This is a genomic window from Alkalibacillus salilacus (assembly GCF_030812915.1).
Taxonomy (GTDB): Bacteria; Bacillota; Bacilli; order Bacillales; family Alkalibacillaceae; genus Alkalibacillus; species Alkalibacillus salilacus.
On the sequence record NZ_JAUSTQ010000002.1, the window covers coordinates 122595 to 146693 of the forward strand.

Consider the following 24099-nt stretch of genomic DNA (forward strand, 5'->3'; position numbering starts at 1 on the left):
TAATTGATTAGTATTAGGTCAATTGTCTGATAGCTAATTGAGATAGAAATCCTTTGAATCAAAAGCAGAAGCCTTATATAATGTATAGTGGACTGAAAATAGAGAAAGAGGGGAACATTAGAATGGATCTTTTATTTACCATCCTGATTGTTGTAGCTGTATTAATTTTATTTTTCGTTTTTCGAAGTGTTCAAAAACAAAAACATGTTACAACCTTAACTGAAGAACAATTTAAAGAAAATTACCGAAAAGCCCAATTAATCGACGTTCGCGAACCAAATGAATATGAACGTGGTCACATCTTAGGTGCCCGTAATATTCCATTATCACAATTAAAGCAACGTATAGGGGAGGTCCGAAAAGATCAGCCTATATACTTATATTGTCAAAGAGGGTCCCGTTCAACACGAGCTGCTAATATTCTCCGTAAAAAAGGATATTCTGGCTTGCATCAATTAAAGGGTGGATTCAGTAAGTGGACAGGCAAGATCAAACAAAAGAAAAAAGGTTACTAAATAAAAATCCGTTGAGCTAACATTAGCTCAACGGATTTTTTGATTAATCACGATAATATCGAAGTATTGGTTTTCTGGCTGCAGTTGTTTCATCCATACGATCTACTACCGTTGTATGCGGAGCTTCTTGCACTGTTTCTGGGTCTTCTTTCGCCTCTTTTGAAATTTGATTCATAGCATCAACAAACTCATCTAATGTTTCCTTTGCCTCTGTTTCTGTTGGTTCAACCATTAACGCCTCTTCAACATTTAATGGGAAATAAATAGTTGGTGGATGATAACCAAAATCAAGCAGACGTTTAGCCATATCTAAGGTACGGACACCCATCTTCTTCTGATTTTTCCCTGATAAAACAAATTCATGTTTACAATGTTGATCATACGGCAACTCAAATTCTTCACTTAAACGACGCATCATATAGTTTGCATTCAGAACAGCACTTTCACTTACTTGTTTCAAGCCATCTGGTCCCATCGAGCGAATATAAGTATATGCTCGGACATTAATTCCAAAGTTCCCATAATAAGGCTTAATTCGACCGATCGAATGCGGACGATCATAGTCAAAGAAGTACTGTTCATCCCCTGTTTTAGCAATTAAAGGTTTTGGTAAGAATGGCGCTAATTCATTCGTTACACCAACAGGACCTGATCCTGGCCCCCCGCCACCATGCGGTCCAGTGAATGTTTTATGCAGGTTTAAGTGAACGACGTCAAATCCCATGTCAACCGGACGTGTGTAACCCATAATGGCGTTTAAATTCGCACCATCATAATATAATCGACCACCAGCACCATGAACGATTTCAGCCATTTCAATAATGTCTTTTTCGAACAAGCCCAATGTATTAGGGTTCGTTAGCATTAAAGCCGCTGTTTGTTCATCGACAACACGTCTTAAATCATCTAAGTCAACTAATCCGCGCTCATTTGATTTAACTGTGACCGCTTCAAATCCTGCTACCGTTGCAGATGCTGGATTCGTACCGTGTGCAGAGTCAGGGACAATAACTTTCGTGCGCTGATAATCCCCATTTGCTTCATGAAAAGCACGGATCATCATAAGTCCCGTCCATTCCCCTTGAGCACCTGCTGCTGATTGTAAGGTGACGTAATCCATACCTGTGATGTGACTTAAAGATGTTTGTAAATCATACATCAAAGCCAAAGCACCTTGAACTGAAGATTCAGGTTGATAAGGATGGATCGAACTAAGGCCTGGTAAGCGTGCTACATCTTCATTCATCTTAGGATTATACTTCATCGTACAAGAACCTAGTGGATAAAAACCTGAGTCAACACCATGGTTACGCGTTGATAATGCTGTATAATGACGCATGATTTGTAATTCGCTGACCTCTGGTAAATCTGGGTCTTCTTGTCGGATATACTGCTTCTGAAATTCATCATCTAAGTTAAAATCATCAACATCTAGTTCTGGCAAATGATATCCTTTTCGTCCTTCTTTACTTAATTCAAAAATAACCGGAAAATCTTGTTCATTAGCCATTTAGCTCACCTACTTTCGAGACAAACTGATCGATCTCATCTTTAGAACGCACTTCTGTTACAGCAACTAACATATGATGATCGTACTGTTCTTGATCACGACCTAAATCATAACCACCAATAAACCCTTCCTGTAATAACGCTTCATTTAACTCTTGAACTGGCTTATTTAATTTCACAATAAACTCATTGAAAAACGGACCGTCATATAATGTTTCAAATCCAGCACTCTCAAATGCTTTTTTCGCATAACGTGCTTTTTTCATATTTAATTCGGCCATTTCACGAACACCTTGTTTTCCTAGAGCACTCATAGCTACTGATGAAGCAAGCGCATTTAAAGCCTGGTTTGAACAAATATTTGAAGTGGCTTTATCACGTCGGATATGTTGCTCGCGAGCTTGTAATGTTAAAACAAAACCTCTTCGACCTTCATCATCTGTCGTTTGCCCTACTAACCGCCCAGGTACTTTTCTCATTAATTTTTTCGTCGTTGCAAAATAACCACAATGTGGGCCACCGAATTGTGTAGGAATACCGAAAACTTGAGCGTCACCCACAACAATATCTGCACCAAACTCGCCTGGCGGTGTTAAATAACCTAATGCAAGTGGATTACTAGAGACAATCATCATTGTTTTCTGTTGTTCACTGACGAGTGATTGAACATCTTCAAGTGGCTCAATCTGACCGAAGAAATTAGGATATTGCATGACAACACTCGCTGTATCATCATCTAGTTCTGCTTTTAACTGATCAAGGTCAGTTAATCCATTTTGGTGATCAATCTCAATTATGTCTAAGTTAAATCCTTTTGCGTAAGTATAAATCACATCTAATGATTCTGGATGAATCGCTTTCGATACAATGACTTTTTTCTTTTTAGTCTGACCGGCGCTTAAATTAACCGCTTCAGCTAAAGCTGTACCTCCATCGTACATAGACGAGTTAGCAACCTCCATGCCAGTCATCTCACAGATCATCGTTTGAAATTCGAAAATCGCTTGTAATTCACCTTGTGAGATCTCTGGCTGATAAGGTGTATATGCGGTATAAAACTCAGAACGAGAAATCACATGGTCTACTATTGAAGGGATGTAATGCTCGTAAACACCTGCCCCTAGAAATGAAGTGTGAGATTGAGTATGGCTATTCTGTTCAGCTAAACCAGCCATTTCTTTCTTAAGTTCAAACTCCGACTTTGCTGGTTTAATATTCAATTCACCAGTGAATCGGACAGGTTCCGGTATGTCTGCAAATAATTCATCAGATGATGAAACGCCAATGGTCTTAAGCATTGCCTGACGATCTTCATCTGTCATTGGAATATATCGATGTTGCATGATTTAACTCACCTCTTATCCTCTTTTATAAAATGGTGTCGGCACCACTTTTGCTGATAGCTGACGTTTTCGAACTTGCACAGTTAATAATTCTTCTTCATTTGCATAATCTACATCAATTAAAGCTAACCCTACATTTTTTCCTAATGTCGGCGACTGTGTGCCAGATGTGACGAACCCAATCACTTGGTCCTCTTTCAAGATATCATAACCATGTCGCGGAATGCCTTTATCAAGCATTTCAATACCAACTAGTTTTCGGTTTGGCCCTTCTTCTTTCTGTTGTTTCAAAACATCTTTTCCGATAAAATCATCGTCTATTTTAGTTTTCACAGCAAAACCAATACCCGCTTCAATTGGTGTGATATCTGATGATAATTCTTGACCATATAAAGCTAGATTCGCTTCAAATCGCAGTGTGTCACGAGCGCCCAAACCGATTGGTTGCAAGCCTTCTGATTCCCCTGCTTGCATAATCGCCTGCCACAAATCACGTCCAGAAGTTTCGTTAATATAAATCTCGAAACCATCTTCACCTGTATAACCAGTTCGTGAAACTAATGCTCCATGCTCAACACCTTGAATTTTAACATCATTCTTGAAACGAAAGAATTTGATATCGCTCAAATCATCTTCTGTAATCGTTTGTAAGATTGATTGAGCTTTAGGTCCTTGAAGTGCTAATTGAGCATACTGGTCTGATTCGTTTGAAATGATGACATCACCAAATTGATGTTCTAGTAACCATTCATAATCTTTCTCAGTATTAGCTGCATTAACGACTAGTAAATAATCATGTTCAGCTCGTTTGTAAACTAGAAAGTCATCAACTGTACCGCCATCGGGATAACACATCGCAGTGTATTGAGCCTGATTAATATTTAATTTCGTAATGTTATTGGTAATCATTTTTTGTAAGAACGATTCACTATCTGGCCCTTTCACCACGATCTCACCCATATGAGAAACGTCAAAAAGCCCTGCCTTCTCACGAGTTGCGTGATGTTCTTCCTTAATTCCCGAGAATTGGACGGGTAAATCCCAACCGCCGAAATCAACTGTTTTACCGCCCCACTTCTCATACTCTGGATAAATAGGTGTCCTTTTTAATTCAGTCACGTTCATTCCCCCTTGTAGAAGATTTTCACATTAAAAAAAGAGAATACCAAAGAAAGCTTGGTATTCTCTCTGTCCTTTCACCTGAAAGTTTCGCATGCAGGCCATGCTTACATCGTTGGTGGTTGATGAGTTTACATCAACACTCTCCAGAGGTGCGTCCTACAAGAGTCATGGTGCCTGAGAGATTCATACCCCTAAAAGTACTTGCTCCGTCGGCGTCACGACATAGCGCGAGCTCTCCTCTTGTAATCATTCGCTTATATTATTCAATTATTTGTGCACACTATCAATATATATGTAGAAATGGTAATCGTGCAAAAAGTATGAATAAAACTTATATGTATTATATCACAATCCATTCACACGTGTAAGCGTTATCTTAAACTTTAGGTGATTAAAATGAAACCAACAATTAAAACTGATCATCTATGGAACTCTTTTGAGCAAGCCATAGAAGGTCATCACAGTGATTGGGAAACATTTAAACAAGCTTATCAATTAAGCCAACTTCCTATATCACAACAAAATGAGTTAAAAGCATTGCAATACTTACCCAATCTAACACTATTAGATCATCAAGAAGAAGCTGTCAAAAAAGTATTGCACAATATGCACGGACGCGCCATTCTAGCTGATGAAGTAGGTTTAGGCAAAACAATTGAAGCTGGTGTGATCCTTAAAGAATTAATGATTAAGGGGCTTGTACGCCGAGCACTTATCTTAGTACCGCCCTCCCTCTTATCACAATGGGAAAGCGAATTAAATCAAACGTTTTATATACCAGCTCGAGCCAAACACCGTTCTTATCCATGGGAATCATATGAAATCGTTATTGCATCAATCGATCTAGCCAAAAAAGAGCCCCATGCCTCATCACTACAAGAGCAATCATTTGATTGTGTGATTGTAGACGAAGCTCATCGACTTAAAAATCCAAAAACGAAGAACTTTAAATTCGTTCAACAACTACAGTCGACTTATTGTTTGTTATTAACGGCAACACCAATTCAAAATTCAATCGATGATGTCTATTACTTAATGAAAATTGTCAGACCCGGACTATTGGGTGATAGACGACTGTTTCATAAGCGAGTCAATCACCGTCACGACGAAGCAATTCAGTCTCTTATACGGCAATCTATGGTTCGTACACGAAAACGTGATATCGAAACTCAGTGGGGTGAACGACATATAGACACTATGTATGTTGATTTTTCCTCAGATGAACAAGGTTTCTATGAAAAATTAGCTTCATCAGAAACCAACCATCAACTAACTGCTTTAACATATGAGCGTGAGTTTTGTTCAAGTCGTGAAGCTTTATACGTCTCTTTGCAAAAACAAGATGAACAGCATGCCATGCTAGAAGAAATCGGTCAACTTCCTCATCATGCAAAAGCATTAAAGGCAATAGAATTAATCCAATCGCTTGATGAACCAGTGATTATTTTCACCGAATACAAGTCGACTCAAGTCTATTTACAATGGTTGTGTCAACAAAATAATATTCGTGCCATTCCTTACAATGGCGATTTTAAAAAAAGCAAGAAACAATGGATGCTTCAACTGTTTCAACAACACGGAGATGTCCTCATTACAACTGATGCCGGAACTGAAGGTTTGAACCTACAATATTGTCACCATATGATTCACTACGATTTGCCCTGGAATCCAATGCGTTTAGAACAAAGAATTGGTCGTATTCACCGTTACGGTCAAACTCAGGACATTAATATTTATTATTTAATTTTATCTAATACTATTGAAGAACATATTTGGGAAGTATTATATGAAAAATTATCTGCATTTGAAGGGTTAATTGGAGAAATCGATCATATCTTAAGTTCTTATGGCTTATCCAATTTTGAAGATGAAATAACGACGATCTATGAAGAATCACGTTCAAAAGCTGAAGCGGATATTAAAATAAATAATTTAATGTCTGTCATTGAATATGAACATCTTGAGGAGGAAACAAAGGATGAAACAAACTGACCTCAAACCTTTTATTAAGCAATTTTTTACAAAACATCATGCTCAAATCAAAGATGAACGAGACGATCTTCTAACTGTTCAATTAACGAAATCTTTAGATCAACAATTAATGAACCGCCCTTTTTATTGGCAGTATGTTAATACAATGGGATTCGAAGGGGAACCCATGACCGTTTCATTCGCTTTCTCCGATCAATATGATCTGCATACTGAACGTATTCATCTTGGTTCTCCACGTCTTCATCAAATATTTCAAATCGTTAAAGATGAAGGGGTTTTTGCAACCCTATTTGACCAAACAGATTCCACTGACAACATGCTCGATCCGTGGTTTGTTTTTAATGGTTATATTCAATACCAAGGCGCATGGCTGGAAGAAGAAAGTGTTAGCGTCGGTATACTATTAACGAATGGTACAATGCGATTTGCTTGGATGGATGCCGTTATGGATATTCCGTTCAACCCTGTCATCCCTAGTTATCAGTTTAAGTTACCTATCATTATTTCACTTGAACATGGTTTAGAAAAAATTATTAACGAATTACAATCGCGTATTGAGAAGCAATCCAAAGAATTTGTTAAAGAATCATTGACGTTATACGAACAAGAGGTAAGTTTGTTAAACACACTTTCACATGAACAAGATGAGGAATCCAAACAATTTTATAATCATTCTCATGATCAAATCTATAATCGCTTATACCCTCGAATCGATATCAATTTGATTAACGCTGGATTATTTTATACCAATAGGCAGACAACTCAACGATTAACCAATGCATGATAAGTTAAGTTCAGTTATTTCAAAAAATAATATTTTCATGTTTTAAAATAAAAATCACGTGATTAATTGTTTAGTTCAACATTTAATCACGTGTATTTATTATCTTCGCTTCAAATTATGTTTTTTCATTAAATTGACTATTCATAGGACTTATTATATAAAAGATATAGACCGTTCGATTTCAGTTGCAATTTCTTTTGGACTTCGTTCATTTACAGAAACACGTATATCTGCGCATTCCTCATATAGACCCTGTCTTCTTTCAAACAAGGCTTGACGTTGTTCTTTCGATTGTTTCCATAGAGGTCGGGTATCGTCAAGTTGCAACCTTTCTTCCACCACGCTGTAACTAACTTCTAACCATATTGTTTGAAAACAGTTCTTCAAAACATCACGACTGTTCTGATTCATGACAATGCCGCCACCCGTTGCTACAATAACGTTATCTTCACAAAAATGATTTAACATTTTTTCTTCCACTTGACGAAAATACTCTTCACCTTCTTGAGCAAAAATAGTAGCGATCTCTCGCCCTTCAAATTTAGTGATTTCATTATCAAGATCAATAAACTTTCTATGATTCTGACTAGCTAATTGACAGCCGATCGTAGATTTACCTGATCCCATATATCCAATTAAAGCTATTGACGTCATGTCTCTACCACCTAAACATAAGGAGGACCCAATGAAATCTCCAGAACAATTATCGCGTGAAATTTTGCACGATGCTGTTAAACATGATGCAACTGACATTCACTTTTCCCCAGAGGATATCGAGGTTCCTATTTATTTTCGTATTAATGGCTATCGCTGGTTTTATCAGCGTATCACCATTCAAGAATACCAAACTTTAATTAGTTACTACAAATTTTCATCTGGAATGGATATTGCAGAAAAAAGGCTACCACAAGATGGCACCCTCTCCTTCCACCAAGACCAAAACGCTTATTATTTACGATTATCTACCTTACCTTTAAACGATCATGAAAGCCTCGCAATCCGAATCTTACCTGATCATTTTTTACCTACTCTTGATTCCTTATTTTTATTTAACGAACAAGGCCAAACCTTGCTAAATTGGATAAAGCAACGAGCTGGTATTATTTTGTTTACAGGACCAACAGGTAGTGGAAAATCCTCAACTATGTTTGCACTTATGCAAGAGGCTATTAAGCAGTTCGGATATCAAGCAATATCATTAGAAGACCCTATTGAAAGACGATTTGATCAAATTCTCCAGGTTCAAGTCAATGAAAATACCGGATTTAATTATGACGTTGGTTTAAAAGCTGCATTAAGACATGACCCAGATATTATTACAGTTGGTGAAATTAGAGATGAACTAACAGCCTCTTTTGCATTTAGAGCAGCATTAACAGGCCACCTCGTCTTAACAACTGTTCATGCTAAAAATGCAGTTGGCACACTTGACCGTTTAAAGGACATGAAAGTCTCGTCAACTGATTTATCACAAACTTTAATCGGAATTGCATCACAGCAACTTGTTATACTAACAGACCACGCCAAAAATAACAGAGGTCAATCAAGAGCTGCAATCGCTGAAATATTAGAAGGTGTCCAACTTCAACAAGCCATCTCAGGTATCACCTTAAATAATAAATCATCATTTAAATCATTTGATGAATTAAGTGAAATGGGGATCAATCATGGCCTTATCCAAAATGATTCGTCATCAAACATCATCAATATCTCTCAAGGACCAGGTCGACTTTCTTAACCGCCTAGCTAAACTTTTAAAACATAATTTCACTTTAAGACAATCACTACAATTCATGTTATACGACCCTAAATTTAGTTATTTGGCGAATGAATTCGTCATTCGTTTACAAAGAGGACAATCAATTGATTCTTGTTTTCGTGAATTGAAGTTCCACCCTATAGTTAATGCATTCTTATACTTTTCAACTTCATCTGGTCATATGAGCTATCACTTAATTCAATGCTATAACTTGGTGAAAATGCGCGTTGATTTTCAAAAGAAGCTCAAAGACATCACTAAATATCCGTTAATATTACTTATTCTATCTCTCGTTATATTTTTCTGTATGAGTTTATTCCTGCTTCCCGTTTATAACAATACTCTTAATAGTATTGCTCAAGGCGCTTCTTACATTTGGTTTAACTTATTTGTTTCAATTGTACAAGTCGTTATTCTTGCAGGTATTCCCCTTATACTTCTCTCCCTATTCATAATAGTTATCATCTATAGAAAGCAGTCTGTTGATCAAAAAATCAGAACGCTCGATAAAATCCCTCTAGTTAGAAACATTATTCGTTTATCAACCACTGCCCAATTTGCTTTTCATCTCGGATCTATCATTAGTAATGGGAAAACGGTTAAATCAGGTTTATTGATCATGAGCCAACAAAGTGACCTAACCATACTTGAACACTATGCTAAATCAATTTTAGCCGATTTAAAATTGGGTAGAACTTTAACCCAATCAATAACTAATCTCGAACTAATAGAAAAGGATTTTAAATTAATGATCAAACACAGTGTTGAACAGGGATCTTTAGCAGAAGATCTACAAGCTTATGCAGCTATTGCTCTGTCTTCGCTTGAAGAGCGTCTTCAAAAACTCATGATGACGATCCAACCAATTATGTATAGTTTGTTAGGAATTATGATTGTCATTATTTATGTTTTAACGTTGTTTCCAATGTTTCAATTAATTAATCATATCTAGAGGTGAATAATCATGTTAAAAAATCAAAAAGGTTTTACATTAATAGAAATGTTGATCGTTATGTTAATCATTTCAGTGTTGCTATTACTAACTATTCCAAATGTCGTTAAACACAATCAATTAGTTGATGATAAGGGTTGTGATGCATTTGTTGATTTAGTTCAATCACAAGTTCAATTATATAAATTAGACAAAGGCGAATACCCAGCGACTGTAGCAGACTTAGAATCTGACGGTTATGTTGATCAAACCGAATGTTCTAATAATCAAACAATAACAATCAGTTCTGATGGGCTTGTCAGTCTTGAATAATCCTTTACTTACTCAAAAAGGATTTACATTAGTTGAGACTTTAATCGTTTTAAGTATTGTTTTAACAGTTACCTTTATGAGCTGGACAACAATTCAATACATTCAACAGAAACAGCTGGAAACCCATTTTTTTGACACGTTCGAACAGGATATTTTCTTCCTCCAGCAGTATTCCTCAATTTACCAAAATGACCCTAAGTTACTTTTTTATCCAGAAGAACATCGATACATCATTTATTACAATCCATTTGACCCTCCTGTTATTAGTCGTGAATTCAATGATAATATTTCGTTTCGACTTTCATCTATAGGCAGTCAAATCCGTTTTAAACCATCCGGTACAATTGTGAATCCTGGTAGTTTATTTGTAACAATCGATTCTCAGGAATATCCAATTACATTTCCATTTGGAAAGGCTAGGTATTATGTTATTAAAGAATAAAAAAGGCTTTATTATGACAGATGCCCTCCTCGCACTTTCTTGCTTATTAATAATTGTCACTATTTTACTCCCTTTTATAATAAAGCTTAAAACTGAACAACATCATTTAAATCTTCAAGAAGAGGCATATTACGTCATGCAAGATTTTAAAAATACAGCAAGCATTTCAGCTAGTTTAGATACGAGCCTTGATTTGTTCAATAATCAATTCAATATCATAGCAACACCAAATAAAAACCATCAGTTAATATGTGTCGAATGGGTGAAGGAAAATGAGGAAATCGAAAACTTTTGTCAATATACTCCGCTCTAGTCAGGGGTACACTTTACTAAACGCCTTAATTGGTCTATCCATACTTCTTGTAATCCTCCCCTTCACTGCTCCATTACTCAAAACATTGGATTCAATACCGACAATCTATGATTTAAATCACTTAGAAATCCGTCAATTTGACTTCTTCATTTCATTTGAACTCAATCGGAGTCAAAAGGTTGTGATTAACGAGAACCAAGTTTCTTTTGAACGGTCTGATGGACGTGTTATAACACTTGATCAGTATCAGAACCAAATTAGACGCCAAACAAATTATCAAGGACACACTACCATGATGTTTGATGTGACTGCTTTTGCACTTGAACGATTGAATGAAAATACATTTAAAATCTCTTTCATAAAAGAGGGGAAATTAATTGAACAAGTCTTTCATCACTACAATATATCAAGCCCTGAAATCTAAACGAGGTATCATTTTCCCATATTTTCTCGTTTATTTACTTATCATATCCACGATCATAACGACAGGATTCTTACACCTTGCTTATCAAAAACAACAGGTAATTTGGAGTCAGGAGCAATTAATTATCCAAAACTTGATCACCACAGCGATTCATGACTTCAGAAAACAACTACCACCAATTACATCAGAAACGAAACAAGCTCATTATCAATACGAAACCGGAAAAGTAACGATCAATTATGATGCTTATGATAAACAATTTGTAAATCTTCACATGATTGTCACGACCAATGAAAAAATTCAATATGAACATATGACAAAAATCGTGTATAATAATAGTGTTGATACGTCATAATAGTAATGTTTAATGGGCCATAGCCAAGTGGTAAGGCAACGGTTTTTGGTACCGTCATGCGCTGGTTCGAATCCAGCTGGCCCAGTCTTTTTTTCCCAAAACGCCATTTACATTATGAATATCATCGTATATAATATGTCTGACGAGTTCCTGTACAAAGGAGGAAGAGACATGGATCGTATGTTTCGTGTTTTAGCATTTTGGACAGGTATTTTTGCCGCACTTTTCTATACTGGCGAATTTATTGGCATGTCCGTTTTATTTTTAGCACAAACGATCTTCTTTCTAGGGGTCGGTTTCTTAAACCTATCTGAACGCCTTTATATGTATATTTTTGGTGGTTATTTGACAGTATTCATGGTAGGTTTTACTTACTACGCAACATTTATACTAGAACCAGGTTTTGGTCACTAAAAAAGGTTCAACTCCTCCAGAGGGGGTTGAACCTTTTTTATTTTATGACCTTAAAAATGGGTTATCCATTTTCTCAACACCAATTGTTGTTTGTGGGCCATGACCAGGATAAACAGTTGTTTCGTCTGGTAATGTAAGTAATTTAGTATTAATCGAATGGATGAGTTCGTCATGTTTCCCAAACGGTAAATCTGTACGGCCAATTCCTAGTTGAAATAATGTGTCACCTGCTATTAAAACACTTTCTTGTTCAAACCAAAACGATACACTACCTGGTGAGTGACCTGGAGTGTGCAGAATATGAAATGAAAACGAACCAATTGAACAAGGTCCCTCATTCAGATAACCATCAGCACGTTTCGTGGCAGCGATATGACCAAGGTTAAACCACTCTGAGCCATTTAATTCTGGGTCCACTAACCAATCTCGCTCATTTTCATGAATATAAACATTTAATTCAAAATAATCACGTACGTCATCAACAGCCTCAATATGATCGAAATGGGCATGTGTTAATAAAATGGCCTGTGGTTGTAAATCATAATGATTAATGTGATTGATAATCTCATGAGCATCACCACTAGGGTCAATGATTAATGCTTGATGTTCTCGTTCTAAAATATAGCAGTTAGTCCCTATTATTCCTAATGACAAGCTTTTAATGTTCACAAAACGTTCCACCTTTTTTGTCTAAATTTTATTGAAATCACTCGACATCACATAGGATTTTCTATAAAATATACATGAGGTCTTTACGTTTAATACGCAGAATTATCGTAATCATAACAAATTGATTGTTTTTCATTCAAGGAGGATCAAACATGGAAGTCGGAGAGTTTGTATTTGCTATCATGATGTTAGTTGTTGCAGTTCTAAGTGGCTTTGCACTTGTTCGTGAAATTAAGACTCGTAACTTTTTTGCAGTTCTATTCGCAGGTGCCTCTTTAGGATTATTTGGATGGTACTCAATTATGACTATCTATAGTCAATTATTCGCAGGTTAATAACAGTCGGCTAACGATTTGATCTAATCAATCGTTAGCCGACTTTTTAATATCTTCTAACTTTAGTAATTGCATTTGTTGGTTAAAGAAAAATCGATACATAATCATTGAGATAAAAATCGCACTTATAGAAACTGAAGAGAATATACTTATTGATATAACAAGCTGATACTTGATAGCTACTATAGGGGCTACGCCACCTAAAATTAATCCTGTCATCATACCAGGAAGCTGAACCAATCCAATTGTTTTAAGCTGATCAATATTGGGAATTAAAGCAGCATTCAATGTTTTTTTAATCGAAAGATGTGCTGCTTGTTTAGGTGTTGCTCCAAGAGAAAGTGCAGCAATAAGTTGACCTCGATTTTGCTCGAATTCACTTTTTAAACGTTCAAGTGCCAATCCCATTGCCACCATACTATTACCAATTACCATGCCACTCATTGGAATGACTTCATCAGGCGAAAATGAAATCATCCCAAAGCTAAGCCACATCGTTAAGACTGTTAATTCAATAATGACCAAGCCCGATAAAATCGATATAAATACATTCGGAAACTCTTCCCCTTTTTTCCTCGCGTGAAATGTAGCTACAATGATCATGACAGACAACATAATAGGGATCCCTATTATTGGCCTTAAATCAAACAAGTAAGTTAAAACAAGTCCTACAAAAAATAACTGGGCAGTACCACGTATGGTTGACCAAATAATATCTTTCTTTAATCCAAGTGAGTAATAATAGGAAATTGTTAGTGGAATCATGACGAAAACTAATAACAAAAATAAAGAATAAGTAGGAATATCGCGTTCCATAACTGCCTCCTTATTAAGAGCGATTTAGGAATGCTTGTAGTTCTGGCGTGTTAGGCTCTTCAAGTAATTCCTCAATAGATCCTTGCTCGATAATTTCACCCTCTTCAAGGTATAACCCTTTAGTACCAATTCTTTTAGCTTGATCCATACTGTGTGTGACGAGAACAACGGTTAAATGACGCCGTTCAATTAAGTCAATCAAATCATTCTCAATCGCTGCAATATTTTGATCGTCTAATGCACTTGTTGGTTCGTCTAATAATAATACATCTGGCTTATTCGCTAAGGTGCGTGCGAGTGAAACACGTTGTTGTTCTCCACCTGATAATTCATCTACTGATTTCGAAATAAAATCATTGGGTAAGTTCACATAATCTAATAATCGATAAGCTAATTGTTCATCCCATTCTTGAAATAAATCAGGCCCGAAACGTAAATTGTCTTCTACCATTCCTTGAAATAAGTACGGTTGTTGTAAAACAAGTCCAACTTGCTTTCGTAATTGCGGAATCGAAAATTGATTAATTGAATCACCACGAAAATTAATGTCACCTTTTTCAGGATCATCCATGCGGTTAAATAAGTGTAGTAACGTTGATTTTCCAGATCCAGAGGGTCCAAAGATGACTAACCGGTCTTCTTCATTTAAATTAAAAGAAACATTTGATAAAATCAGTCGTTCTACTTGATTAAACTGGAACAATGGATTAGTCATATTAAATCTCCTTTTTCATCTCTAGTGTTCCTCTGCTAATGAAAAATAGACGAGTATTATGAAGGAACTAAAATAGTCGATATTCTAAAAAGTGATACTTGTTTTATTCACAAGTATCACTTTTTATCAATTTATTATTCATTTTCGCTATCGCTTTCAGATTCTTCGTCATCAAGCTCTTCAACTAACTCTCCATTTTCAAAATCATAAAAGCGGAATAAGTCGCCGTAGATGATCTCATCCGAATAGTTTAGTTCTTGTTCACTTTGTTCTTGAATATCACTACAATTCGTTTCCTCTACAATTTCACCAGATCCATTTTCATAACAATTGCCACCAGCATAAATGTAATCTTCTCCCACTACACGACCATCACGAAATGTGATAAAGTCTTTGCGATCATCTGCAAACAAGTCATTACCAAACATAATATCTTTTTCATTATTGACACCAAGCATATTTAATAACGTTGGTTTAAAATCAATTTGGCCTGATAAAGTTGACTGCGTTTTACCACCATCTTGACCAGGTACGTGGATCATTAATGGTACTTTTTGTAGTTTAACTTCATCATATGGGGTAATTTCCTCTTTACCGAGAAATTTAGCCATAGATTTATTGTGATAAGAACTTATGCCGTAGTGATCAGCCCCGACAATTATAATGGAATCTTCATAAATTCCTTCATCTTTTAATTGTCCGATAAATTGTTCTACTGCTTCGTCTGTGTAACGAGCCGTTTGCATATATTGATTCAAAGTTGTTGACTCTGAATCATACTTATCAATTGACGCTTCTTCTTCAGGAATTTCAAATGGGAAATGATGAGTTAATGTAATAAATTTAGCATAATAAGGCTCTTTTAATTCATCTAAATGATCTAATGACTGAGTAAAAAAGTCCTTATCATTTAATCCCCAACCGATTACATCTTCTTCTTTTACTTCATAAAATTCTTTATCGTAGAACTTCTCATATCCTAATGTATCGTACATTACATTTCTGTTCCAAAAACTTCCATTATTCGCATGAAAAGCATATGAAGAATAATCTAGCTCATCTTTGATGATTTTTTGAACAGAATTATATTCATTTTGTGCATGGGTAAAGAAAGCTGCACTATTAGGTAAAGGATACAAACCATTATCTAAAATAAATTCGTGGTCAGATGTTTTCCCTAATGCTGTTTGATGATAAAAATTATCAAAGTAATAACTCTCTTCTTTAAAATCATTGAGAAATGGCGTAATTTCTTTTCCATTTACTTTTTCATCAATGATAAACTCTTGCATTGATTCCATTGCAATATAAATGATGTTTTTACCCTCAGCTACACCAGTTAAATCGACACCTTCTTTTTCTTCGTCATCACGTACGTTTTCATTAACGTAATCATCGATCTCACCAATTTCTTCACCATCCGCAAACAGCCGTTTTGATTGAGTTGCTGTTGTCATTACAATATCGTAAACATGAAAAACAGGTAATCCGACATTTTTTACAAGATATTCTCGGTCAAACCCCCGTTGAAACAACTGTGGGCGTTCAATTTGAGCTAGTGTGAAATTAAGAGCTAAACCAGCTAATGCAACGACCACAACACGTCTTTTAAAAACTTTTGAAAAGGTTGGTAAACTGAATTGACTTTTCTTAACGAAAACAATTAACAGAATTAAATCCAAAAATAACAAAATATCAGTAAAATAAACTAGTGAGAGGACACTACTCCCTAAGTCACCAGCGTTATTGACTTGAAATAATGTTGGGATCGTAACGAAATCAGTAAAGTTTCGATAATACATTAAATTGGCAAATAGTAATATTGAAATAACAGTAGCTGTAATTAGAATAAACCACTTTTGTTTATTAGGTTTAAACCAAATAGCAATACTAAATAGAAAGAAACTAATTACGAGTGAATTCGTTATCAAAATAATTTCTTGAAATGTCGTTTCTATTGATAAATCAAAATAGAAACGATAAACCACATAAGATTTTAGACCAACAAGCAAGCTTGCCACTATAAACAGTGGCAGTCGATTTATATTTTTCATTTCTTTCCCTCCGCAACCCTAACACACCCAAACAACGTTCAGGCGTTACGAACAAAAGCACTTTTCTTAATTCCCGTTTTCCACAAAAATAAACATATTTAAACGGCTATTAACTGTTGTTCTTCTTTTCAGCACTCAATACTAACAAGGCACGTTGATATTCTTCAATAGAAATCAATCCATTTTCATATAACTCTTTTATTTCGTGTTCCATCATGATTATATCAGATTGTCGATTACCAATATAGACAAAAATTCCAAATTGTTTCAGAAGTTTTTGGATATCGATTAATGTTTCCATTAGTGTCACCTTTCATCATTCATTAAGCTCATTATAAAATTCTTGAAATTGATCATGACCTGGTTGAAGTTCAGTAGCTTTTTCAGCATGTTGAACAGCTTTTTGAGTTTCACCTGTCTGTGTATATAAAACAGCTAAATTATAATGAACTTCACCCAAATTGGGATTAATGTCTATTGCTTTTTTTAAGTCACTTTCAGCTTGATTATATTGTTCGGTTTCTAAATAAGCAATAGCACGATAAAAATAAACATATTCATGGTTTATATCTTGATTTACACTTGTCGTTAACAAATCGATCGTCTCTTGATAATTTTCTCGTTCGATTTGCTGTTGTGCTAATAATGCTAATGCTTGAGGGTTTTCTGGTTGTTTAGCATTAGAATAACCATAGAAACTCATTCCAATTAACAAACCAATAAAAACTACAAAAGTTACTCCTGCACGAAAAAGTTGACGTTTATAAGGGAGTTGAACAATTTGAGCTGCTAAAAAGCCTCCAATTAGACCTCCCAAGTGGGCCCCGTTATCAATCTGTGGCACTACAAAACCTAATGCAATATTAAGTGCTACAATAAAAAGCAGGTTTGTTCCAATTGTTTTAAAAAACAGTTCACGATAATTTATACCGAAAAATAACAAAGCCCCAAACAAACCAAAGATAGCACCTGACGCCCCAGCTGCTACTGCATCATTCGTAGCAAAACTTGCAACTCCACCAAATATTCCAGCTAAACTATAGATGAATAAGAAACGATTGGTACCATATATTTTTTCTGTTACCTCTCCTAAAAAATACAACGCTAACATGTTCATAAATAAATGGAAAGCACCAATGTGTAAAAACATCGAAGAACCAATTCGCCACCACTCTCCATCAGCAATGGCAGGGTTATATTTAGCACCCCAGTCAATTAAATGAGCCGTGTTTGTGCTCGTGCCGTTCATCTCAACAAAAGCAAAAACAAGTAGGTTCACCATGACTAATAGATATGTGAGTTTCGTCTTACCATAGAAGAATACACGATTAAACTCACGTTCCTTAGCTTTATGATAACTAATAACCTTCTGTTCTAAATAAACGACTTGACGGTCTAACTCTTCTTCTTCAAATTCAGAGGTCACAATGGTTTCATCAATCTTGGTATGCAAATTGTTAAATAAGCGAGTTAACCCTTGGCTAATCGCATTTTCATGTAGATAATAAACTGAAGTCGTTCGATGATTAGAGTCATTTGCTTGCGCTGAAGTTATCGCACCTTCCCAGTCATCAACAGGTGGAAGATCTGCGACGTAAACAATATGATGATGTTGTTTTCGTCCTCTAAACAAACGTGCGTTTTTATTTAAATAATTGATTTTTTCATTAATATCTCTTTGTAAATGATTACTCCAATCAAATAACTGATGAGCAACAGCAACAATATAGCTTTGACGTTTCTCGTACTTTTCTAAAATAACGAAATCCCGATATTCCGAAACGAGTCTAACTTCAAATTGATCGTTAATCAACTGATCAATTAACTTTAACATTCGATATCGTTCTCTTATATACATCCGCGTAACCCCGTTCTAAAATCACATACTAATTTGTCATCGTAATCGCTATTTGTTTTAAACTCATATTAGGAGTCACTATAAAAGACCCCGTTTGAATCGAACGACTATAATCATTCTCACGGAAATATTCCTTCAGTTTCGTTTCATCTTCAATAATACCTTCTTCTTGTAACTGTGAAGCTACTTCTTCAAGACCCATTCCCTGCTCAATCACCATTTCATATCCTACATTTTGAGATGGTTCACTGTTTTCGTTCCCTTTTTCTAATTGAGATATTTTGTCTTTTAATTGTTCATTATTTTTCTTTGAATTAGTTAATTCCTCATATTCAGAACTCGTTAATACGACATGATCTTGATCTTCTAAATATGATCTTGCTTCATCTTCTGTAATTGACTCCTCTTCATTATTCAACTGGCTTTCTTCTTCTGACATGGCTTCCGCTCCAGCTTCGTTGTCTATTTCAATGAAATAAACAACTCCAATGATAACGGTTGATAAAAGAAGACCCAATGAAAAAGACATGACAATTGGTTTCATATTATGCGTCCTTTCCTTCAAAGCTAAGCAAACACTTGATTGTCAGACTTTTGCTGAATGATAATCTTTACATCATCTTCTGCCAACCCTGTCTGTTGTTCAATTTCTTTTGGATTATAACCTTGTTCATACAAGTTCTTCACCTTTACAACAATAGCTGGTTCCTTATGAGTACTTCCTGCTTCCTTCGATTGGTCTTGCTTTGTATGGAAGTTAAGATCCATCGTTTCTGATAACAATTCTTCTTCTAATACTTTAATTTTATTATTAAGCACATATTGGTTTTGAATTTGATTCATAGACAATTGTTCTAACTCTTGTTCTATATCATTAAATCGATTACTCATAAAAAAGGATATAGTGAACAAACTAATACCAATAATTAATAATGTCGTTAATACATAAATCATCATTGTCACACCTTACATTAAATAGCATTCATATTACTAGTTTATCATGTTCAACAATACAAGAGAAATCTTTTCATAAGTCGAGTTATCTAGAAAATCTTCTTGAACGTATGATATAATTTTGATATGATAATTAAGTCAAATTGATTGTATAAATGAAACGGAGGGAAAACCCATGCGTGTACAAATTACACTAGCTTGCACGGAAACTGGTGACCGTAACTATATTTCAACTAAAAACAAACGTACAACCCCAGATCGTCTTGAATTAAAAAAATATTCTCCACGTTTAGGTCGTCATACGTTACACCGTGAAACGAAGTAAAACAGTAGGATTTCCTGCTGTTTTTCTTTATATTGGTAGAATTTAAAGGAGTTGTTCCTTTTGTACAAGCAAACCTTTCGTCAGCTCGCTAAACGGTTAATGGCTTACATCCCTTCTCAAGACAAACAAGATGCTCGGCAAATAATTGAAGACATTTTGTATACCACTGATATGTGGAAGCAAGCGGAGACAATTGCCATTACCATTCCCCGTGAACAAGAACTAGATACTCATCCAATTATCAATAAAGCCTGGAAGGAAGGCAAAAAAGTTGCTATTCCTAAGTGCTATCCCAAACAAGATCACAATATGAAGTTTTATGAATATACAAATCGATTAGAACTTGAAAATGTCTATTTAGACCTTTATGAACCTAAAACGGATGAAGTACGTTATATTGCACCGTCTCAAATCGACTTATTATTTGTACCAGGGTTATTATTTGACCAACAAGGCTATCGCATCGGTTATGGCGGAGGGTATTATGACCGTTATTTACCTAACTTTCATCAAACCACCATTAGCCTAGCGATGGAAGAACAACTCGTGAACTCACTACCCACTGATGAACTAGATCAACCAGTCGACTACATCATAACCAATCAAAAATTACTTACACCTTATAAAGAAAGACCGTAAACGACCTTTAGTCAAAAGTCGCTTACAGTCTTTTTTAGTTTACTGATTCTGCTTCAGTTTCTTCTTCTAAACTTTCTTCACTTGAAGCTCGTTCGTCCCTAATCTCAAAATAGGCATCTAGTGCTCTTTCGCTTATTTTATAATTTGGTGATTCGTCAGTATTCGTTCCTGCATGCGGAACAACGACCGCAAAAGCTACTTCAGGGTCATCTTGTGGCGCATAACCAACTAAATTAAGGTTATTGACATCAACACCATCAATTTCTGTTTGAGCTGTACCCGTTTTACCTGCAGCATCATATGATTTGTCTGCAAAATAACTTCTGCCCGTGCCCCCACTTTCTTGAAATGCTTGGCGGAACCCTTCCTGGACACGATCAATATAATTATCATCCATATTAATTTTGTTTAATAATTTAGGCTCCAAAGCTTCATATAATGGTCCTAACCCAGCTGTTTCTCCAGGATTATGCATTTGTTTGACTAATCTTGGTGCCATACGATAGCCATCATTAGCAATTGTTGATACATATTGACCTAATTGTAAGGTAGTATATGAGTGATACTGTCCAATCGCATACTGCATTTGCTGACCTGGTCCAGGATCATCATTAGGACCTTCATAACCAGTTGATTCATAGGGTAAATCGACCCCTGTTTCAACACCTAGGCCAAACTGAGAATAATAATTTCTTAAATCGAAGTAAGCTTGTTGACTTGTACTGATACCATCACCCCGGAAATCATATCGATCAGACCTTTCCCCATCCATACGCATTGATATGAATCCCATATAAACGTTTGATGACTCTCGAAGCGCACCAATATCATTTAAAAGACCGAGTGTACTATGAGAACTAAATGTTCCTCCATTTGGCAAATGAATCGTTTGATCTCTAATCACTTCTCCTGGTGAAATCACTCCAGAGTCCAAACCGGCAAGAACAGTTGCACCCTTAACAACCGAGCCTGGTTGGTAAGCGTTATTCACGACTTTAAATGATTCATCTGATAGCTTGGGTTCATCACCTTCTGACTCACGATTATATGTTTGACCTGACATCGCCAGTATTTCACCAGTGTTCGGTTCCATCATAACCGCCATTGCTGAACTCATTTTTCGGTTCTCATGTGGATCACCTTCAATTGCTTCCGTTAATTCTTCACCAACTATCTTATCTAAACGTTTTTGTAATTCAAGATCGACAGACAAGACTAAATCCTTGCCTCGCTCTCCTTCACGTACGAGTTCACTCGTTAAGACATTACCACTCGAATCTGTTATATGCTCACGAATTTCTTTTTGACCAGATAATTGTAATTCATATTGTTCCTCTAAACCACTTCGACCAACACGGTCATTTCGACTATAATTATGTGAGAGGAAGTAGTCTAACTGATCGTTTGGAATCCCCTGGTCAGTGCTTGATATACTGCCAATAAAATTCTTAAATGCACCATCTTCAACTAAATAATTACGATCCCAATCAGTGGTTACATTTACGCCATCAAACTTGCTTAAGTTTTCAGCTATAATTGCGTACTCTTCGTTGGAAACCGCTTCACCTCGTTTAATAATATGCGGTGATAAGGCGCTAGCTTGACTTAATTTACGAAAAATCGCAATTTGTTGTAATTTTTGATCAGAATAGTTATTAATATCTTCTTCCTTTACTCGGTCAAGCACTAATTGATATTGTTCATCACTATCCAATTCTTCTTCGTCTTCGCTCAACCGTCCATAAGCCTTATCACGGTTTTCCAGTATCCAATAATCCTTCAAATCCCTATCGGTAATGGAATCAACCTCATCATCTGTCATATCAATATATTCGACAAGGGTTTTGGCTATTTCTAAATTATCTTCAGGTTGAACATTTTTAGGTGGTGTATACGTAATGGCTAATACAGGGTCGTTATCAACCATTAACTCTCCCGTACGATCAAACATACGACCTCTAGGTACAGGATTTTTAGACGTTTGTTGATCAGTTCGGTTTATTTCCTCCTGTGCATCTTGTCCATATAATATTTGAACAACTCCTAATTGTAATATGAGTAGTGAAAACAACAAGAAGATAAGAAAAAACAATAAATTTAATCGAAGGGGTAAATGTGACTTACTTTTCTTCTGTTTCACTTTCAAACTCCTCTCCCTTCATATGCATAACTACATTATAGCATCATTTACAGTTTACGATAAGGAGTCAAGTGAAACAGTTTTTTGTCAATCTTTCGAATAAATCCGAACGAGCAACATGTTCACAATTAAATAGCCAACACCGAAAACGATAATGGCATAGGTCATCCATAATCTTTGTGGGAATACCTGAAGTCCAAGCAAAAATAGCAGCAATGAACTAGCTCGTCCGAAGTTAAGAGCAATTTCTCGAAGAATAATGTATTCGATTCGGTATTCTTTAGCCTCACTTGCTTCACCAATGACATCATACGATATCGACATGAATGGAGCAAAAAGTAATGGAAAAACAATTCCAACCATAGCACCATATACATAAAACTCATAAGATAAATCGGATTGTAATAGCCAAAACACTGATAAATACAATGTCACAGCACCAATCGTAATAAAACGCAAACGATTGGAAGGTTTAACATAGTTAGCCACAATTCGATAAGCGACCAGTGATGTCAGTGCATATATAAAGTTATAAATCCCTACGGTCATTTCACTCGTAGTACCAATATAAACAATTAAGCCGACTAAAAATAAGAATACTCCTTCCCTTGATCCTTGGAAAAAATGTGCATGCAGTAAATAACGCCAATTGAAATTTTGCTTTCTCTCATTTAAGGCAATACGAAGAAGATAACGTTCATCAACTTTCCTTCGTTCCATAAAAAAGCTACAAATAATCGCTAAGATAAATAGCGAGAACGAGATAAAGAAGATCGTCAAATATCCACTATATCCTTCTAACGAAGATATAATAAACCCAGCTGTAATGGGTCCAATCATCCCACTGAAAGACTGAAGCATGCCTAATGTGCTGTTAAAGTAATCTCGTGTATAAGGTTCTGTCACTTCAAACGTTAAAACACTAAACGCTAACCAAAAAAAGCCATACCCAGATCCAAGTAAAGCCCCAAGAAGATAATTATATTCAGCAGCTTGATCACCAAAACTTAAAACAGATATAAAAAACAAACTAATGAGCACAATTCCTAGCCGTAAAATCAAGACGCGGTCAATTCGTTTGGCCCATTTACCAAATAAAAAATAAGTCAATATTTGGGTAATGGCAATTAACAAATTATAGACAGCAACAACTTCAATGTCCTCTGATTGTTTCCAAAGAAAAATGTTAACAAAGATATTCGATAAGAAAATACCTAAAGTATATAAAAAACCGATTAACAATAATAACTTTAAATTCTTTCGTTCATTCTCTGTCACGTCTTCATTTAACTGGTTGAACAAAAGCATATACAACCCTCTTTTCTGTCTCTTATTTTTGACAGTAATGAGGTGCTTAT

Annotated in this window: 28 protein-coding genes, 1 tRNA gene and 2 riboswitches; of the genes, 15 read left to right on the forward strand and 14 right to left on the reverse strand. The window is 35.7% G+C overall.

Annotated features, from left to right (window positions below):
- The first annotated feature begins 122 nt into the window (after positions 1–122).
- Complete coding sequence (locus J2S77_RS02775) at positions 123–515, forward strand: rhodanese-like domain-containing protein (protein ID WP_306974440.1); 393 nt, start codon at positions 123–125, stop codon at positions 513–515.
- A gap of 43 nt (positions 516–558) precedes the next feature.
- Here J2S77_RS02775 and gcvPB read toward each other — a convergent pair whose 3' ends face one another.
- The 3 genes from gcvPB to gcvT are packed head-to-tail and all read right to left on the reverse strand — an operon-like array spanning position 559 to position 4486.
- Positions 559–2025 (reverse strand): aminomethyl-transferring glycine dehydrogenase subunit GcvPB, encoded by a 1467-nt coding sequence (gene gcvPB / locus J2S77_RS02780; RefSeq protein WP_306974442.1) that lies wholly within the window; start codon positions 2023–2025, stop codon positions 559–561.
- The gene (gene gcvPA / locus J2S77_RS02785; RefSeq protein ID WP_306974443.1) at positions 2018–3367 is read right to left on the reverse strand and encodes an aminomethyl-transferring glycine dehydrogenase subunit GcvPA; all 1350 of its coding nucleotides are present in this window, start codon (positions 3365–3367) and stop codon (positions 2018–2020) included. The genes gcvPB and gcvPA overlap by 8 nt, the downstream gene beginning before the upstream one ends.
- A gap of 15 nt (positions 3368–3382) precedes the next feature.
- Positions 3383–4486, reverse strand: coding sequence for a glycine cleavage system aminomethyltransferase GcvT (gene gcvT / locus J2S77_RS02790; RefSeq protein ID WP_306974444.1), 1104 nt, complete (start codon positions 4484–4486; stop codon positions 3383–3385).
- A 67-nt stretch (positions 4487–4553) separates the two neighbouring features.
- Positions 4554–4638: riboswitch (glycine riboswitch) on the reverse strand.
- A 3-nt stretch (positions 4639–4641) separates the two neighbouring features.
- Positions 4642–4739, reverse strand: a riboswitch (glycine riboswitch).
- A 146-nt stretch (positions 4740–4885) separates the two neighbouring features.
- Here gcvT and J2S77_RS02795 point away from each other — a divergent pair.
- Positions 4886–6481, forward strand: a complete 1596-nt coding sequence (locus J2S77_RS02795) for a DEAD/DEAH box helicase (RefSeq protein WP_306974445.1) — start codon at positions 4886–4888, stop codon at positions 6479–6481.
- Positions 6468–7265 carry a YqhG family protein gene (locus tag J2S77_RS02800; protein ID WP_306974447.1) on the forward strand — a complete coding sequence of 266 codons (798 nt, stop codon included), beginning with the start codon at positions 6468–6470 and terminating at the stop codon, positions 7263–7265. The genes J2S77_RS02795 and J2S77_RS02800 overlap by 14 nt, the downstream gene beginning before the upstream one ends.
- A gap of 153 nt (positions 7266–7418) precedes the next feature.
- Here J2S77_RS02800 and J2S77_RS02805 read toward each other — a convergent pair whose 3' ends face one another.
- The gene (locus J2S77_RS02805; RefSeq protein WP_306974448.1) at positions 7419–7919 is read right to left on the reverse strand and encodes a shikimate kinase; all 501 of its coding nucleotides are present in this window, start codon (positions 7917–7919) and stop codon (positions 7419–7421) included.
- Positions 7920–7950: 31 nt separating this feature from the next.
- Here J2S77_RS02805 and comGA point away from each other — a divergent pair, with 31 nt between their 5' ends.
- The 9 genes from comGA (at position 7951) to J2S77_RS02850 (ending at position 12236) form a co-directional block, all read left to right on the forward strand.
- Positions 7951–9003, forward strand: coding sequence for a competence type IV pilus ATPase ComGA (comGA, locus tag J2S77_RS02810; protein WP_306974450.1), 1053 nt, complete (start codon positions 7951–7953; stop codon positions 9001–9003).
- On the forward strand, positions 8948–9976 hold the full coding sequence (locus tag J2S77_RS02815) for a type II secretion system F family protein (protein WP_306974927.1): 1029 nt from the start codon (positions 8948–8950) through the stop codon (positions 9974–9976). The genes comGA and J2S77_RS02815 overlap by 56 nt, the downstream gene beginning before the upstream one ends.
- Positions 9977–9988: 12 nt before the next feature.
- Positions 9989–10288, forward strand: coding sequence for a competence type IV pilus major pilin ComGC (comGC, locus tag J2S77_RS02820; RefSeq protein ID WP_306974451.1), 300 nt, complete (start codon positions 9989–9991; stop codon positions 10286–10288).
- Complete coding sequence (gene comGD, locus J2S77_RS02825) at positions 10281–10730, forward strand: competence type IV pilus minor pilin ComGD (protein ID WP_306974453.1); 450 nt, start codon at positions 10281–10283, stop codon at positions 10728–10730. Before comGC ends, comGD begins: the two co-directional genes overlap by 8 nt.
- A gap of 136 nt (positions 10731–10866) precedes the next feature.
- Positions 10867–11043, forward strand: a complete 177-nt coding sequence (locus J2S77_RS02830) for a hypothetical protein (protein WP_306974456.1) — start codon at positions 10867–10869, stop codon at positions 11041–11043.
- Entirely contained in the window at positions 11003–11467 is a 465-nt protein-coding gene (locus J2S77_RS02835; RefSeq protein WP_306974458.1) for a ComGF family competence protein, read from the forward strand. Before J2S77_RS02830 ends, J2S77_RS02835 begins: the two co-directional genes overlap by 41 nt.
- Complete coding sequence (locus J2S77_RS02840; protein WP_306974460.1) at positions 11421–11822, forward strand: basic helix-loop-helix domain-containing protein; 402 nt, start codon at positions 11421–11423, stop codon at positions 11820–11822. Before J2S77_RS02835 ends, J2S77_RS02840 begins: the two co-directional genes overlap by 47 nt.
- 13 nt (positions 11823–11835) lie before the next feature.
- Positions 11836–11907, forward strand: a tRNA-Gln gene (locus J2S77_RS02845).
- Positions 11908–11993: 86 nt separating this feature from the next.
- Complete coding sequence (locus J2S77_RS02850) at positions 11994–12236, forward strand: DUF2626 domain-containing protein (protein ID WP_306974462.1); 243 nt, start codon at positions 11994–11996, stop codon at positions 12234–12236.
- 42 nt (positions 12237–12278) lie between these two features.
- On the opposite strand, the gene J2S77_RS02855 is transcribed toward J2S77_RS02850, so the two are convergent.
- On the reverse strand, positions 12279–12905 hold the full coding sequence (locus J2S77_RS02855) for an MBL fold metallo-hydrolase (RefSeq protein WP_306974464.1): 627 nt from the start codon (positions 12903–12905) through the stop codon (positions 12279–12281).
- Positions 12906–13057: 152 nt separating this feature from the next.
- On the opposite strand from J2S77_RS02855, the gene J2S77_RS02860 reads away from it, so the two are divergent.
- A complete protein-coding gene (locus J2S77_RS02860; protein WP_306974465.1) occupies positions 13058–13240 on the forward strand; it encodes a DUF2759 domain-containing protein in 183 nt (60 codons plus the stop codon).
- Between the two features lie 27 nt (positions 13241–13267).
- On the opposite strand, the gene J2S77_RS02865 is transcribed toward J2S77_RS02860, so the two are convergent.
- The 7 genes from J2S77_RS02865 to J2S77_RS02895 all read right to left on the reverse strand — a co-directional run bounded on the left by J2S77_RS02865 (position 13268) and on the right by J2S77_RS02895 (position 19637).
- Complete coding sequence (locus tag J2S77_RS02865; protein ID WP_306974467.1) at positions 13268–14056, reverse strand: ABC transporter permease; 789 nt, start codon at positions 14054–14056, stop codon at positions 13268–13270.
- Between the two features lie 13 nt (positions 14057–14069).
- Positions 14070–14771, reverse strand: a complete 702-nt coding sequence (locus J2S77_RS02870; protein WP_306974469.1) for an ABC transporter ATP-binding protein — start codon at positions 14769–14771, stop codon at positions 14070–14072.
- A gap of 134 nt (positions 14772–14905) precedes the next feature.
- A complete protein-coding gene (locus J2S77_RS02875) occupies positions 14906–16825 on the reverse strand; it encodes an LTA synthase family protein (protein ID WP_306974471.1) in 1920 nt (639 codons plus the stop codon).
- A 109-nt stretch (positions 16826–16934) separates the two neighbouring features.
- On the reverse strand, positions 16935–17126 hold the full coding sequence (locus J2S77_RS02880) for a YqgQ family protein (RefSeq protein WP_306974475.1): 192 nt from the start codon (positions 17124–17126) through the stop codon (positions 16935–16937).
- Positions 17127–17141: 15 nt separating this feature from the next.
- The gene (locus tag J2S77_RS02885) at positions 17142–18683 is read right to left on the reverse strand and encodes a rhomboid family intramembrane serine protease (protein WP_306974477.1); all 1542 of its coding nucleotides are present in this window, start codon (positions 18681–18683) and stop codon (positions 17142–17144) included.
- Positions 18684–18711: 28 nt separating this feature from the next.
- Positions 18712–19227 (reverse strand): hypothetical protein, encoded by a 516-nt coding sequence (locus tag J2S77_RS02890; RefSeq protein ID WP_306974479.1) that lies wholly within the window; start codon positions 19225–19227, stop codon positions 18712–18714.
- Positions 19228–19250: 23 nt separating this feature from the next.
- A complete protein-coding gene (locus tag J2S77_RS02895) occupies positions 19251–19637 on the reverse strand; it encodes a hypothetical protein (protein WP_306974481.1) in 387 nt (128 codons plus the stop codon).
- Between the two features lie 175 nt (positions 19638–19812).
- Between J2S77_RS02895 and rpmG the strand changes: the two genes are divergently transcribed.
- Positions 19813–19962: a 50S ribosomal protein L33 gene (gene rpmG, locus J2S77_RS02900; protein ID WP_167264229.1), complete on the forward strand. Its 150-nt coding sequence runs from the start codon at positions 19813–19815 to the stop codon at positions 19960–19962.
- Between the two features lie 60 nt (positions 19963–20022).
- On the forward strand, positions 20023–20601 hold the full coding sequence (locus J2S77_RS02905; RefSeq protein WP_306974484.1) for a 5-formyltetrahydrofolate cyclo-ligase: 579 nt from the start codon (positions 20023–20025) through the stop codon (positions 20599–20601).
- Between the two features lie 34 nt (positions 20602–20635).
- Here J2S77_RS02905 and J2S77_RS02910 read toward each other — a convergent pair whose 3' ends face one another.
- Both J2S77_RS02910 and J2S77_RS02915 read right to left on the reverse strand, forming a co-directional pair.
- Positions 20636–22741, reverse strand: a complete 2106-nt coding sequence (locus J2S77_RS02910; protein ID WP_306974485.1) for a peptidoglycan D,D-transpeptidase FtsI family protein — start codon at positions 22739–22741, stop codon at positions 20636–20638.
- Between the two features lie 87 nt (positions 22742–22828).
- Positions 22829–24049 (reverse strand): MFS transporter, encoded by a 1221-nt coding sequence (locus J2S77_RS02915; RefSeq protein WP_306974486.1) that lies wholly within the window; start codon positions 24047–24049, stop codon positions 22829–22831.
- Positions 24050–24099 lie beyond the last annotated feature (50 nt).

Excerpts from the sequence above, each read along its gene's own strand:
- J2S77_RS02775 (WP_306974440.1), top strand. The coding sequence starts at position 123 with ATGGATCTTTTATTTACCATCCTGATTGTTGTAGCTGTATTAATTTTA.
- gcvPB (WP_306974442.1), bottom strand. The coding sequence starts at position 2,025 with ATGGCTAATGAACAAGATTTTCCGGTTATTTTTGAATTAAGTAAAGAA.
- gcvPA (WP_306974443.1), bottom strand. The coding sequence starts at position 3,367 with ATGCAACATCGATATATTCCAATGACAGATGAAGATCGTCAGGCAATG.
- J2S77_RS02795 (WP_306974445.1), top strand. The coding sequence starts at position 4,886 with ATGAAACCAACAATTAAAACTGATCATCTATGGAACTCTTTTGAGCAA.
- J2S77_RS02800 (WP_306974447.1), top strand. The coding sequence starts at position 6,468 with ATGAAACAAACTGACCTCAAACCTTTTATTAAGCAATTTTTTACAAAA.
- J2S77_RS02805 (WP_306974448.1), bottom strand. The coding sequence starts at position 7,919 with ATGACGTCAATAGCTTTAATTGGATATATGGGATCAGGTAAATCTACG.
- comGA (WP_306974450.1), top strand. The coding sequence starts at position 7,951 with ATGAAATCTCCAGAACAATTATCGCGTGAAATTTTGCACGATGCTGTT.
- J2S77_RS02815 (WP_306974927.1), top strand. The coding sequence starts at position 8,948 with ATGATTCGTCATCAAACATCATCAATATCTCTCAAGGACCAGGTCGAC.
- comGC (WP_306974451.1), top strand. The coding sequence starts at position 9,989 with ATGTTAAAAAATCAAAAAGGTTTTACATTAATAGAAATGTTGATCGTT.
- J2S77_RS02830 (WP_306974456.1), top strand. The coding sequence starts at position 10,867 with ATGCAAGATTTTAAAAATACAGCAAGCATTTCAGCTAGTTTAGATACG.
- J2S77_RS02835 (WP_306974458.1), top strand. The coding sequence starts at position 11,003 with ATGAGGAAATCGAAAACTTTTGTCAATATACTCCGCTCTAGTCAGGGG.
- J2S77_RS02850 (WP_306974462.1), top strand. The coding sequence starts at position 11,994 with ATGGATCGTATGTTTCGTGTTTTAGCATTTTGGACAGGTATTTTTGCC.
- J2S77_RS02860 (WP_306974465.1), top strand. The coding sequence starts at position 13,058 with ATGGAAGTCGGAGAGTTTGTATTTGCTATCATGATGTTAGTTGTTGCA.
- J2S77_RS02865 (WP_306974467.1), bottom strand. The coding sequence starts at position 14,056 with ATGGAACGCGATATTCCTACTTATTCTTTATTTTTGTTATTAGTTTTC.
- J2S77_RS02870 (WP_306974469.1), bottom strand. The coding sequence starts at position 14,771 with ATGACTAATCCATTGTTCCAGTTTAATCAAGTAGAACGACTGATTTTA.
- J2S77_RS02875 (WP_306974471.1), bottom strand. The coding sequence starts at position 16,825 with ATGAAAAATATAAATCGACTGCCACTGTTTATAGTGGCAAGCTTGCTT.
- J2S77_RS02880 (WP_306974475.1), bottom strand. The coding sequence starts at position 17,126 with ATGGAAACATTAATCGATATCCAAAAACTTCTGAAACAATTTGGAATT.
- J2S77_RS02885 (WP_306974477.1), bottom strand. The coding sequence starts at position 18,683 with ATGTATATAAGAGAACGATATCGAATGTTAAAGTTAATTGATCAGTTG.
- J2S77_RS02890 (WP_306974479.1), bottom strand. The coding sequence starts at position 19,227 with ATGAAACCAATTGTCATGTCTTTTTCATTGGGTCTTCTTTTATCAACC.
- J2S77_RS02895 (WP_306974481.1), bottom strand. The coding sequence starts at position 19,637 with ATGATTTATGTATTAACGACATTATTAATTATTGGTATTAGTTTGTTC.
- rpmG (WP_167264229.1), top strand. The coding sequence starts at position 19,813 with ATGCGTGTACAAATTACACTAGCTTGCACGGAAACTGGTGACCGTAAC.
- J2S77_RS02915 (WP_306974486.1), bottom strand. The coding sequence starts at position 24,049 with ATGCTTTTGTTCAACCAGTTAAATGAAGACGTGACAGAGAATGAACGA.